The 11,338-nt window shown below is 32.9% G+C and carries 14 protein-coding genes; 11 read left to right on the forward strand and 3 right to left on the reverse strand.

The window, feature by feature from the left end:
- The first annotated feature begins 38 nt into the window (after positions 1 to 38).
- The 5 genes from DG508_RS00750 to DG508_RS00770 all read left to right on the forward strand — a co-directional run bounded on the left by DG508_RS00750 (position 39) and on the right by DG508_RS00770 (position 3,809).
- A complete protein-coding gene (locus DG508_RS00750; RefSeq protein ID WP_108866330.1) occupies positions 39 to 725 on the forward strand; it encodes a metal-dependent transcriptional regulator in 687 nt (228 codons plus the stop codon).
- Between the two features lie 81 nt (positions 726 to 806).
- Positions 807 to 1,586 (forward strand): 3'-5' exonuclease, encoded by a 780-nt coding sequence (locus DG508_RS00755; protein WP_108866314.1) that lies wholly within the window; start codon positions 807 to 809, stop codon positions 1,584 to 1,586.
- Between the two features lie 25 nt (positions 1,587 to 1,611).
- Positions 1,612 to 2,223: a fumarylacetoacetate hydrolase family protein gene (locus tag DG508_RS00760; RefSeq protein ID WP_108866315.1), complete on the forward strand. Its 612-nt coding sequence runs from the start codon at positions 1,612 to 1,614 to the stop codon at positions 2,221 to 2,223.
- Positions 2,224 to 2,562, forward strand: coding sequence for an Hpt domain-containing protein (locus DG508_RS00765; RefSeq protein ID WP_108866316.1), 339 nt, complete (start codon positions 2,224 to 2,226; stop codon positions 2,560 to 2,562).
- A 2-nt stretch (positions 2,563 to 2,564) separates the two neighbouring features.
- The gene (locus tag DG508_RS00770; protein ID WP_108866317.1) at positions 2,565 to 3,809 is read left to right on the forward strand and encodes a CinA family nicotinamide mononucleotide deamidase-related protein; all 1,245 of its coding nucleotides are present in this window, start codon (positions 2,565 to 2,567) and stop codon (positions 3,807 to 3,809) included.
- Between the two features lie 17 nt (positions 3,810 to 3,826).
- Here DG508_RS00770 and DG508_RS00775 read toward each other — a convergent pair whose 3' ends face one another.
- Complete coding sequence (locus tag DG508_RS00775; RefSeq protein WP_108866318.1) at positions 3,827 to 4,228, reverse strand: hypothetical protein; 402 nt, start codon at positions 4,226 to 4,228, stop codon at positions 3,827 to 3,829.
- Between the two features lie 322 nt (positions 4,229 to 4,550).
- Between DG508_RS00775 and rpmB the strand changes: the two genes are divergently transcribed.
- The 5 genes from rpmB (at position 4,551) to DG508_RS00800 (ending at position 8,178) form a co-directional block, all read left to right on the forward strand.
- Positions 4,551 to 4,790, forward strand: a complete 240-nt coding sequence (rpmB, locus tag DG508_RS00780; protein ID WP_024771296.1) for a 50S ribosomal protein L28 — start codon at positions 4,551 to 4,553, stop codon at positions 4,788 to 4,790.
- A gap of 26 nt (positions 4,791 to 4,816) precedes the next feature.
- Positions 4,817 to 4,999, forward strand: a complete 183-nt coding sequence (gene rpmG, locus DG508_RS00785; protein ID WP_103865000.1) for a 50S ribosomal protein L33 — start codon at positions 4,817 to 4,819, stop codon at positions 4,997 to 4,999.
- Positions 5,000 to 5,005: 6 nt separating this feature from the next.
- Complete coding sequence (locus DG508_RS00790; protein ID WP_101449883.1) at positions 5,006 to 5,158, forward strand: DUF4295 domain-containing protein; 153 nt, start codon at positions 5,006 to 5,008, stop codon at positions 5,156 to 5,158.
- 123 nt (positions 5,159 to 5,281) lie between these two features.
- A complete protein-coding gene (ftsY, locus tag DG508_RS00795; protein ID WP_108866319.1) occupies positions 5,282 to 6,235 on the forward strand; it encodes a signal recognition particle-docking protein FtsY in 954 nt (317 codons plus the stop codon).
- Positions 6,236 to 6,504: 269 nt separating this feature from the next.
- Positions 6,505 to 8,178: an amidase family protein gene (locus tag DG508_RS00800; RefSeq protein ID WP_108866320.1), complete on the forward strand. Its 1,674-nt coding sequence runs from the start codon at positions 6,505 to 6,507 to the stop codon at positions 8,176 to 8,178.
- On the opposite strand, the gene DG508_RS00805 is transcribed toward DG508_RS00800, so the two are convergent.
- Positions 8,171 to 9,283 carry a serine hydrolase domain-containing protein gene (locus tag DG508_RS00805; protein WP_199912738.1) on the reverse strand — a complete coding sequence of 371 codons (1,113 nt, stop codon included), beginning with the start codon at positions 9,281 to 9,283 and terminating at the stop codon, positions 8,171 to 8,173. The genes DG508_RS00800 and DG508_RS00805 overlap by 8 nt on opposite strands.
- A gap of 209 nt (positions 9,284 to 9,492) precedes the next feature.
- Here DG508_RS00805 and rimO point away from each other — a divergent pair, with 209 nt between their 5' ends.
- Entirely contained in the window at positions 9,493 to 10,794 is a 1,302-nt protein-coding gene (gene rimO, locus DG508_RS00810; protein ID WP_108866321.1) for a 30S ribosomal protein S12 methylthiotransferase RimO, read from the forward strand.
- A gap of 155 nt (positions 10,795 to 10,949) precedes the next feature.
- Here the strand turns inward: rimO and DG508_RS00815 are convergent, their stop codons facing one another.
- Positions 10,950 to 11,144, reverse strand: coding sequence for a hypothetical protein (locus DG508_RS00815; protein ID WP_108866322.1), 195 nt, complete (start codon positions 11,142 to 11,144; stop codon positions 10,950 to 10,952).
- Between the last annotated feature and the right edge of the window lie 194 nt (positions 11,145 to 11,338).

The following is an 11,338-nucleotide window of genomic DNA, read 5'->3' on the forward strand; positions in this document are numbered from 1 at the left end:
CTATAGTTATTAATTACGCAAAACTAAAAAAGTTAGCTATGACTAACAAGATAAATTTAAACAATTTAACAAAAAGTGAGGAAGATTACTTAAAGGCTCTTTTTCAGTTGCTTATAGAGGATGATTCTGTGAAGGTGGGGAATAATCAGTTAGCAGAGTACCTTAAAGTTTCTCCGGCATCAACAAATAACATGATCAAAAAGCTAAAAGCTAAAGATTATGTGATCAGTGAGAAGTATGGTAAACTAGACCTAACTGAAGAAGGAAAGGCTATAGCCGTGCGATTAATTCGTAAGCATAGGTTATGGGAAACCTTTTTATATAATTATTTAAACTTTACATGGGATGAGGTACATGATGTGGCAGAACAATTAGAACATATCAAGTCTCAGAAGTTAATTGATGAACTGGATAGGTTTATGGATTTTCCTAAAAATGATCCTCACGGAGAAATTATTCCAAATGCAGATGGAGAATATTTTATTTTACCAAGAATTACACTATCTTCCTTATCAGAAGGAGATGTATGCCAGTTGGTAGCTGTAGATGATGGTTCTGTGAACTTCTTAAAATATGTTTCAAAAATAGGATTGGTGTTGAGTAGTGAAATAAAAATTCTGGAAATTCGAGAATTTGATAAATCCATTCGCATTCAATTTGATAATACGGTAGAAACTGTTACAAGAAAATTTGCAGATAATGTATTCGTTAAGAAGGTAGTATAAGATTTGCAAATGTTAAAATAGAGTTACTCTATAAGATAGTTAGAGAATTGCTGTTATCTTTGAGTATCACACAATCAATTTATGGAGCTTAATTTAAAAAGACCGATATGTTTTTTTGATCTTGAAACTACCGGTGTAAATATTTCTAAAGATCGTATTGTAGAAATTTCTATTCTAAAAATTTTTCCAAATAATACTCAGGAAAGCAAAACTTGGTTGGTAAACCCAGAAATGCCAATTCCTCCAGAAACTACAGCAGTACACGGTATTGATGATGCTAAGGTTGCAAATGAACCTCCTTTTAAAAAAATAGCAACCAAGATCAATGAGATGATAAAGGGGTGTGATTTAGGAGGATTTAATTCTAATCGATTTGATATTCCATTATTAGCAGAAGAATTATTGAGAGCAGGATTAGACTTTGATATGAAGAGTGCAGTAGCAATAGATGTTCAAACTATCTATCATAAGATGGAAAAACGAACATTATCTGCTGCATATAAGTTTTATTGTGATAAAGACTTAACAGATGCACATTCTGCTGAGGCAGACACAATGGCTACTTATGAAGTACTAAAAGCGCAACTAGATCGATATCCAGAATTAGAAAATGATGCCAAATTTTTAGCAGAGTTTAGTTCTAGAAAACAATTTGCAGATTTTGCAGGTTTTATTGCTTATGATGAGAACGGAAAAGAAATTTTTTCTTTCGGAAAACACAAAGGAAAGCTGGTAGAGAAAATAATGGAAGAAGAACCAGGCTATTTTGGATGGATACAAAATGCAGATTTTCCATTGTATACCAAAAAAGTACTTACCGCTGTTAGACTACGTAAACTTAATAATAGTTTAAATTTGTAATTATCGTATTTATCATTCTTATATCATGAAGCTTATATGTATAGGTCGTAATTATACAGACCATATAGAAGAACTGGAAAATGAAAAACCAAAAGATCCTGTTGTTTTTATAAAACCTGACACTTCTATCTTATTAAAAAAACAACCTTTTTTTATACCTGATTTTTCTGATGATGTGCATCATGAAATAGAGGTGTTGGTCAAAATAAATAGAGTAGGAAAACATATCGATAAGAAGTTTGCACATAAATATTATAACGAAATTGGTTTAGGTATCGATTTTACAGCTAGAGATTTGCAATCAGAACTCAAAGAAAAAGGGTTGCCTTGGGAAAAAGCCAAAGCCTTTGATGGTGCTGCTGTAATTGGAAAATGGGTGTCTAAAAAAGAATTTGAAGATGTGGATGCTATTGATTTTTATCTAGAAAAAAATGGAGATGTCGTTCAGAAAGGTAATACCCGATTTATGCTGTGGAAGATTGATGAATTGATAGAATATGTGTCAAAATATTTTACTTTGAAGATAGGAGATATTATATTTACAGGTACACCTGCAGGTGTTGGGGCTGTAAATCCCAATGATATTTTGACTGGATATATAAATAACCAACAATTTTTTTCAATAAAAGTTAAATAGATGAACAAAAGATATAGTTTAAAAAATGTAAATGAGTTATCAGGAGGCGATGATGAGTTTATAGCTGTTTTGGTACAGACTTTTCTAGAAGAAATCCCTCCCGATTTGGATAGTATGGTGCAGGCTGTACATTCAGATAATCCACAAATGGCCTATCAATATGCTCACAAAATGAAACCCAACCTTCAACTGTTTGATATTGATCTCTTAAAAGAAATAAAACAAATAGAAGCTTGGTCAAAAACCAAAAAAGATAAAGAACAGATATTTCCTGTATTAGATCATATTGTAGCAATAGTAAAAGGAGCGTTAGATGATCTGAAAGTTGATTTTAGCTAACTATGTATGCAGAAATAATTACTATAGGAGATGAAATCCTTATCGGGCAAATTGTTGATTCTAACTCAGCTTTTATGGGCAAAGAGCTTAGTAAAATTGGAGTCGATGTTTGTAGAATTACATCTATAAAAGATGAGAAAGAAGATATACTCAATGCTCTGCAAGAAGCTAGTAGTAGGGCAGATGTTATCTTGATTACAGGTGGGTTAGGGCCTACCAAAGATGATATTACAAAGCATACACTTTGCGAATATTTTAATGATACCTTGGTGTTAAACAAAGAAGTGTTAACACATGTAGAAGAATTATTTGCAAAGTATATTTCAATTCCAATTTCAGAAGTAAACAAGCAACAAGCTTTGGTGCCTAGTACAGCTACGGTTCTAATGAATCAATATGGTACTGCTCCTGGAATGTGGTTAGAAAAAGACAACAAAGTTTTTATATCTATGCCAGGAGTTCCTTATGAAATGAAGGGGCTGATGAAAGATGAGGTTTTACCAAGAATACAAAAGAGGTTTAAAAGACCATATATCATTCATAAAACCATACTCACACATGGTATGGGAGAAAGTTTATTAGCAGAAAAGATAGAGGATTGGGAAAATGATTTGCCTCAATTTATAAAGTTGGCATACCTTCCTAGCTTAGGTAGAGTGCGTCTGAGGTTATCTGCAAAAGGAACTGATGAGAAACTTCTTGTAGATACAATTAATAGTAATGTGATAGCACTTGATGCTATTATTGGAGATGTTATTGTTGGTTATGAAGAAGATCAAACTATAGAAAAAGGGATCGGTAAATTGTTGGTGAAGCAAAATAAAACCCTTTCTGTAGCAGAAAGTTGCACAGGGGGCATGATAGCACATTCATTTACAATTAATGCTGGAGCATCAGCTTATTTTAATGGAGGAGTGGTTACCTATGCTACTCAATCCAAAGTTGATATTTTGGGGGTAGATGCTGATCTTATAAAAACATATACAGTAACCAGCACAGAAGTAGCAGAAGCTATGGCTTTAAAAGTGAAAGAGAAGATGAAAACAGACTATGCAATAGCTACTACAGGTAATGCAGGACCAACAAGAGGAGATGGAGATGTAGAGGTAGGTACTGTTTTTATCGCAATAGCCACTCCAGAGGGAGTTTTTTCTGAGAAACATGTGTTTAGCAATCTTAGAGAACGAACTATTGGAAAAACTGTCAATAAATCACTTGAGCTGTTGTATAATGAATTACTTAAGTGATTTGTTTAAGAGCAACGTTAATCATGAAAAATTAATTGTTCTACCCATATAACAGCATCTTCTAAGCTGTTGAAGATTTGAGTAGGAGTGTTTAAAAAAGATTGCTCCAGTTCTGCAATTTTGTTACCAATTGCATTATGTGTAATCACAGCATATCCTTTTAAATTAGGAAACAATTCTGTAGATTTAAAATGAGCGGTAGGCTCAAAAGAATACGAATGAATTCTATTTGATATATAAACAAAAGGAATATTGTTCCCATAGTGTTCTTTGCCAAGCAAGAGTAATTGACCTGCTTTTTCATAGTTGAGAAGTATGCCTTCTTTTATTTCGGTAACAACATAATTCTCATAAAAGGATACTGTGCCAATATCAAGATCATACTTTTTTATAAGGTTTTTATTGATTTTCCATTGCATAATTTATAAAAGATACTATGTTTGATGCCAAATTTAATCTAATTTGATGATCAAAAAAAGCGGATCATAAATTTATGACCCGCTTTATTTGCTACTTAATTACCCCATATTAAGTAGTTAGTTACAATTATGAAACCAACTGATGTAAAGGTAGTTGTATGCAGATGTTTATGAAATACGTAAAAACACCTGTTTTTTGTTTTTTTGAACGAACAGAAAAAAAATAAAAAAGAAGAAAAAATAACTAAAGTATTATTGGTGGTTCGGTAAATAATTCGTTAATTTGCACCCTGTTTTGAAATAATACCAAAATTAAGAAGAGATGTCAAGAGTTTGCGAGCTTACAGGTAAAAAAGCAATGGTAGGGAACAATGTTTCTCATGCGATGAATAAAACAAAACGTAAATTCAATGCGAATTTAATAAAAAAGCGTTTTTATATCCCAGAAGAAGATCGTTGGGTAACACTTAAGGTGTCTACTGCTGCGTTAAAAAATATAAACAAGAACGGAATCTCTGCTGTTTTAAAAGAAGCAAGAGCAAAAGGTTTCTTAAATAAATAATCTCCTTATTCTAAAAGATATTTATAATGGCAAAGAAAGGTAATAGAGTACAGGTAATTTTAGAATGTACAGAGCATAAAGCAACTGGTAAACCAGGTACATCAAGATATATCACAACCAAGAATAAAAAGAACACTCCTGATAGAGTAGAATTAAAGAAATTTAATCCTATTCTTAAGAAAATGACTGTTCATAAAGAAATAAAATAATAAGCAATGGCAAAGAAATCAGTAGCATCGTTACAGACAGGGTCAAAGAGATTAACTAAAGCCATCAAAATGGTAAAATCTCCAAAGACAGGAGCGTATACTTTTGTAGAATCGATTATGGCGCCAGAGGCGGTTAACGATTTTTTAAAGAAAAAGTAATTTCGTACAAGATATTTTAAAAAGAAGCCGTTTCAATTGTATTGAAATGGCTCTTTCTTTTTATATTTAAGGAATCTAACTAACTGTTATAGTTTTTAATTTTTAGCATATCGAATAGTACAAATGGGGCTTTTTAAAAAAATATTTTCTTCAGAGAAAAAAGAGACACTTGATAAAGGATTAGAAAAATCCAAAACTAACTTTTTTTCCAAATTAAGTAAAGCAGTAGCAGGTAAATCCAAAGTTGATGATGATGTGTTGGATGATCTGGAAGAGATTTTGGTGACAAGTGATGTAGGTGTCAAAACGACCATTAAGATTATTGAGCGTATAGAAAATCGAGTGGCAAATGATAAGTATCTGGGAACAGATGAGCTAAATCAAATTCTACGAGAAGAAATTGCAGGGTTGTTATCTGAAACCAATGTAGGAGAAGCTACAGATTTTGAAATCCCTAAGACTAAGAAACCGTATGTGTTAATGGTTGTTGGGGTAAATGGAGTAGGAAAGACTACAACTATTGGTAAATTAGCGTACCAATTAAAAAAGAAAGGATTGAAAGTTGTATTAGGAGCCGCAGATACATTTAGAGCCGCAGCAATTGATCAATTACAAGTCTGGGCAGATCGTGTAGATGTTCCTATTGTAAAACAAGAGATGGGAAGTGATCCAGCCTCTGTAGCATTTGATACATTACAATCTGGAGTTAATCAAGACGCAGATGTAATCATTATAGATACAGCTGGTAGATTACATAATAAGGTTAATTTGATGAATGAGTTGACAAAAGTAAAACGAGTAATGCAAAAAGTAGTAGGAGATGCTCCTCATGATGTGTTATTAGTTCTAGATGGATCAACAGGGCAAAATGCTTTTGAGCAAGCTAAGCAATTTACAGCCGCAACAGAAGTTACCTCATTGGCAGTAACCAAATTAGATGGAACTGCAAAAGGAGGCGTGGTAATAGGAATAAGTGATCAGTTTCAAATACCAGTTAAATACATAGGTATAGGAGAAGGTATAGAAGATTTACAGGTGTTTAATAAATATGAATTTGTAGATTCATTCTTTAAATAAAGACTGTTACAGAATAGTTAAAAAAGGCGTTGAGAATATTTCTCAACGCCTTTTTTTATATTTTAAACCCACTTTTATGTAATAGAACTTTGCCGTTTAGGTTTGAGAGTCCAATAAACACAGCAAAGAGATTGTATTAGCAACTACATGAAGAATGATTTTCTATTACATAAAGGCAAGTAAATTTTTGCTTAGAAAAAGAGAATACGAGTTCTTGTATGAAATGATATAAGGGCATTTTTTTAATATAATTTTTTTATACGGTCACAATGAAAAAGGTACTATATGTTTTAGCGTTAATTTGTTTGTTTTTTTCTTGTAAAAAACAAGAAAAAAAGACAACCCACCCACAAAAAGAACCTAGAATCGTATGGCAAGCTTATGATGAAACACAAGACTTAAAAGCTACAGAGAAACTTGAGGAGACGAGAATGCATCTAAAATTGATCAATTCTAAAGTGTCTGATAAGAATGATGTATGGAGAGTTTTGGAGTCTGAGTTAGATTATTTTTCCAAAGATAAATATGATTCACTGAAACCGTTTATTATAGAAAAAGATATTCCTACGATACAAAATCATATCAAAAATGGAAACCTTACATATGAAGAGTTGGTATGCTTTTATATTTATCGTATCAGAAAATACGAAAGCGATAATTCATTATCATTAAACTCTGTAATATCCTTGAACCCCAATGTTGTAAAACAAGCAAGAGCATTAGATAAGATTGATAAAAATAAAATCGATAGTAATTCTGTTTTTGGTATGCCTATATTGTTAAAAGATAATATAGGTACAAAGGATATGATGACCACAGCTGGAGCAGTTGTGTTGAAGGATAATAAAGCAAAGAATGCTTTTATCACAGATAAACTTATAGAAAACAACGCCCTTATCTTAGGTAAAGCCAACCTAAGTGAGTGGGCTTACTTTTTATGCTCAGGATGTCCAGTTGGGTATAGTGCAATAGGAGGGCAGACAATGAATCCATATGGGAGAATGATTTATGAAAGCGGTGGGTCAAGCTCAGGAAGTGGAGTTACCGTTGCGGCAAATTTTTGTGTTGCCGCTATTGGTACAGAAACTAGTGGATCTATATTATCTCCTGCTAGCCAAAACTCTGTAGTTGGTTTAAAACCAACTATTGGAGTGCTAAGTAGAACTGGCATTGTACCTATATCTAGTACATTAGATACTCCGGGGCCAATGACAAAACATGTTATAGATAATGCAATTGTACTAAATGCTATACTAGGAAAAGATACTAGTGACCCCGCTTCATTGGCTGTAAATATTGATTTTGTAAAGGCAGTTAAAGAGCATTCACTAAAAGAAAAGCGATTTGGAGTAGTCAAAGAATTATTAAAAGATTCTCTTTATAAAAAAGCGATAGAAAATATAAAAAAGGCAGGAGGGACTATTGTAGAAATAGAACCAGAATTAGTTGATTTACCAGGTTTTTTAAATATTTTAAATATTGATATGAAAAATGACTTGCCAAAATACATAAACACACACGCAAGTGATAATATTACAATTGAGAATATAAAAGACATAACCATATTTAATCAGAAAGATTCTTTGATACAAATACCATATGGGCAGCAAATGTTTACAGGTATTCTAGAAGATACTACCACAGATAAAGAATTAGCTAGTATAAAAGAAAACTTAAAGATAGTCGCAAGAAATTATTTTGATACTTCTATTGATGCATATAAATTAGATGCAGTACTATCTATAAATAATTATGATGCAGGATATGCAGCTGTGGCTAAATACCCTGCTCTTACTGTACCAATGGGATATAGTGCAAAAGGAGAGCCAAAAGGACTTACATTTATAGCAAAGCCTTTTTCTGAAGCTTTATTGTTGCAATTGGCATATAGCTATGAGCAAGCTACAAACGAAAGAAAAGCACCTGCTAATTATGCTAATTAATTAACAGGTTAATTTTTTTCCATAATTCATTATCAAAACCAGAGGGGCCTAATAATGTTTCTCCTGTATCATTTCCCATTCTGATGATAACCAGATTTTGACTGGGAACTACATATAGTTTCTGGTCATTTTTACCAAGTCCAGCAATCAAGTCATTGGGAGCATCAGGAATCAATTTTCCTGTATATTGAGTTTCTGAAGCAGGAGCCCTAAAGCTATTTTTTCCGTTTAACCACCATAAGTATCCATATGCTTGATTTAGATTTTGAGAGGTAGTGGTCATTTGGGTGAAAAACTCAGGGGCATTTAAAATTTCTGTTGTGTCCCAAAGTCCTTTGTTTAAGCTTAATAAGCCAAAACGAGCCATGCTTCTGGCAGTACTATAAAATATTTTGGCATAACCAAGAGTGACCCATGCTCCATTCATTCCTATTTTATTTTTGACTTTATTAGTAAAATATGTATTGTATTCTTGATTTGTAGCTCCCGTGATAATGTTATCTAATAATGTATATGTAGCATTATGATAGTACCAAAAATCGCTAGGGGCATTTAGATAAGTTAGGCAGTTTGAGCTGGTACAGTTTTGATTAGAGACAGTATAATCCAAACCAGTAGTCATAGTAAGGTGATGTTTGACTGTAATGGCATTTTCTTGATCTGTAGTCATATTAGTCCATCCAGCGCCCAGATAAGTAGCAGAGGCTTCATCAATGTTTAATAAGTTTTCTTGTTGTGCTATTCCGATAGTGAACGCGGTTAAGGTTTTTCCTGCAGAGAACCAAGGGTTGTTATCAGAAGCGGTTGCCCCATTAAAATATTTTTCAATTACGATCTTTCCGTTTTTAAGAATGATAAAAGCTTTTGTACCTCTTTCCTCAAGAAAAGTGTATAAAGGTTGCTCGTTATCAGTATTCCATCCTAATTCTTGTAATGAAGAGGTTTCCCAGGTATCAGAATCAATAGGAGGAAAATATAATGTATTTACCTCTGGAGTGGTGTCTATTTCTTGTTGATCCATAAGTTCTTCTGTAGAATCATTATCAGAGCAAGAAGATATAAGGCATAATAGACATGCTAGAAGTAGTATGTTGTTTTTTTTCATAAAGGTAGATTTATAGGGTTAGACTTGTTAATATACAAAAGGTTTAAAAATATACTTATACCAGTTATACTTTGATTTTCTTTTACAATAAATTCAAAGTGTAAATGGTATTACTATTGTATTGAAAAAGGACAAGCTATAGAGATATCGAATTTATACCATAAACTTGAGTTAATCCTTGTATCTTTGCACACCTTTACCCAAAAGATATGAGAACAAAGACATTAAAGAAGAATAAAATCAATGTAGTTACATTAGGATGTAGTAAGAATGTGTATGATAGTGAGGTGCTAATGGGGCAATTACGCGCAAATAAAAAAGAAGTAGTTCATGAAGAAGAAGGAAATATCGTTGTAATCAATACATGTGGGTTTATTGCAAATGCTAAAGAAGAATCTGTAAATACTATTTTAGAATATGTACAGAAAAAGGAAGAAGGAGCGGTAGATAAGATTTTTGTTACAGGATGTTTATCAGAGAGGTATAAACCAGATTTGCAAGAAGAGATTCCAGATGTAGATCAATATTTTGGAACAACAGAACTTCCAGGGCTGTTAAAAGCTTTAGGGGCTGATTATAGACATGAGTTAATAGGAGAAAGATTAACCACAACCCCAAAGAATTATGCGTATCTCAAAATAGCAGAAGGATGTGATCGTCCTTGTTCGTTTTGTGCAATTCCTTTGATGAGGGGTAAACATACATCGACTCCGATAGAAGAATTAGTAATAGAGGCAGAAAAACTAGCTGCAAACGGGGTAAAAGAATTAGTACTAATTGCTCAGGATTTAACATATTATGGGTTGGATTTGTACAAAGAAAGAAAACTGGCAGACCTATTGAGAGCTTTGGTAAAAGTGACAGGTATAGAATGGATACGTTTGCATTATGCGTTTCCAACAGGATTTCCTATGGAGGTGCTTAAGGTGATGAAAGAAGAACCTAAAATATGTAACTATATCGATATACCTTTACAGCATATATCAGATTCAGTTTTAAAATCAATGCGACGAGGAACAACCAAAGCAAAGACTACAAAACTCCTTCAGGAATTTAGAGAAGCTGTTCCAGAAATGGCGATTCGTACAACACTTATTGTGGGATATCCAGGAGAAACTCAAGAGGACTTTGAGACCATGAGAGATTGGGTAAAAGAAATGCGTTTTGAACGTCTAGGGTGTTTTACATATTCTCATGAAGAAAATACGCATGCTTATAAATTAGAGGATGATGTGCCAGAAGAAGTAAAAATGCAGCGAGCAAATGAGATCATGGAGATACAATCCCAAATCTCATGGGAGCTTAATCAACAAAAAATAGGAGCAGAGTTTAAGATTGTTGTAGACCGCAAAGAAGGGAACTATTTTATTGGACGTACAGAATTTGATTCTCCTGATGTTGATAATGAAGTGCTTATTGATGCTTCTAAGCAGTATCTCAAAACAGGAGATTTTGCAACCGTAAAAATATATGAAGCAGAAGATTTTGATTTGTATGGTGAGGTAGTGTAACTCTATCGAGACAGGTACGTGAAAAACATAATACAATAAAAAAAGAAGCCCCATTGGGGCTTCTTTTTTTTATAGACTCTTTTTTTTAAGTTTTTTTGGCTAACTCTAAATTGTTTAAAGAGAACTATTTTTTTTAGAAAAGGTTTATGTATGAACTAGTTGTTTAAACCTCCATCAACTTCGATATAATTATCAATAATTTTTTCTGTTGTAATAATAGGAGAATCGTCTTGTGGAAGATTTTCCTCAGGAGTACTTTCTGGTGAAACCACACTTTCGTCAAATGATTCTTTTTCACATGAAAGTAGGATAGCAATAACTGCAAGTAGAAATGGTAGTTTTTTGATCATCAGATTTAATTTTTTTATTTGAAATCGAAGGCAAAGTTTTAGAACATACTTGTTGTATGAACTAGTTGTTTAAACCTCCATCAACTTCGATATAGTTATCAATAATTTTTTCTGTTGTAATAATAGGAGAATCGTCTTGTGGAAGATTTTCCTCAGGAGTACTTTCTGGTGAAACCACACTTTCGTCAAATGAT

This window comes from Aquimarina aquimarini (assembly GCF_900299535.1).
In the GTDB taxonomy this organism is placed as follows: domain Bacteria; phylum Bacteroidota; class Bacteroidia; order Flavobacteriales; family Flavobacteriaceae; genus Aquimarina; species Aquimarina aquimarini.

Bases quoted from the DNA above. Each gene is read 5' to 3' on its own strand.
- DG508_RS00750 (WP_108866330.1), top strand. From the start codon at position 39: ATGACTAACAAGATAAATTTAAACAATTTAACAAAAAGTGAGGAAGAT.
- DG508_RS00755 (WP_108866314.1), top strand. From the start codon at position 807: ATGGAGCTTAATTTAAAAAGACCGATATGTTTTTTTGATCTTGAAACT.
- DG508_RS00760 (WP_108866315.1), top strand. From the start codon at position 1,612: ATGAAGCTTATATGTATAGGTCGTAATTATACAGACCATATAGAAGAA.
- DG508_RS00765 (WP_108866316.1), top strand. From the start codon at position 2,224: ATGAACAAAAGATATAGTTTAAAAAATGTAAATGAGTTATCAGGAGGC.
- DG508_RS00770 (WP_108866317.1), top strand. From the start codon at position 2,565: ATGTATGCAGAAATAATTACTATAGGAGATGAAATCCTTATCGGGCAA.
- DG508_RS00775 (WP_108866318.1), bottom strand. From the start codon at position 4,228: ATGCAATGGAAAATCAATAAAAACCTTATAAAAAAGTATGATCTTGAT.
- rpmB (WP_024771296.1), top strand. From the start codon at position 4,551: ATGTCAAGAGTTTGCGAGCTTACAGGTAAAAAAGCAATGGTAGGGAAC.
- rpmG (WP_103865000.1), top strand. From the start codon at position 4,817: ATGGCAAAGAAAGGTAATAGAGTACAGGTAATTTTAGAATGTACAGAG.
- DG508_RS00790 (WP_101449883.1), top strand. From the start codon at position 5,006: ATGGCAAAGAAATCAGTAGCATCGTTACAGACAGGGTCAAAGAGATTA.
- ftsY (WP_108866319.1), top strand. From the start codon at position 5,282: ATGGGGCTTTTTAAAAAAATATTTTCTTCAGAGAAAAAAGAGACACTT.
- DG508_RS00800 (WP_108866320.1), top strand. From the start codon at position 6,505: ATGAAAAAGGTACTATATGTTTTAGCGTTAATTTGTTTGTTTTTTTCT.
- DG508_RS00805 (WP_199912738.1), bottom strand. From the start codon at position 9,283: ATGAAAAAAAACAACATACTACTTCTAGCATGTCTATTATGCCTTATA.
- rimO (WP_108866321.1), top strand. From the start codon at position 9,493: ATGAGAACAAAGACATTAAAGAAGAATAAAATCAATGTAGTTACATTA.
- DG508_RS00815 (WP_108866322.1), bottom strand. From the start codon at position 11,144: ATGATCAAAAAACTACCATTTCTACTTGCAGTTATTGCTATCCTACTT.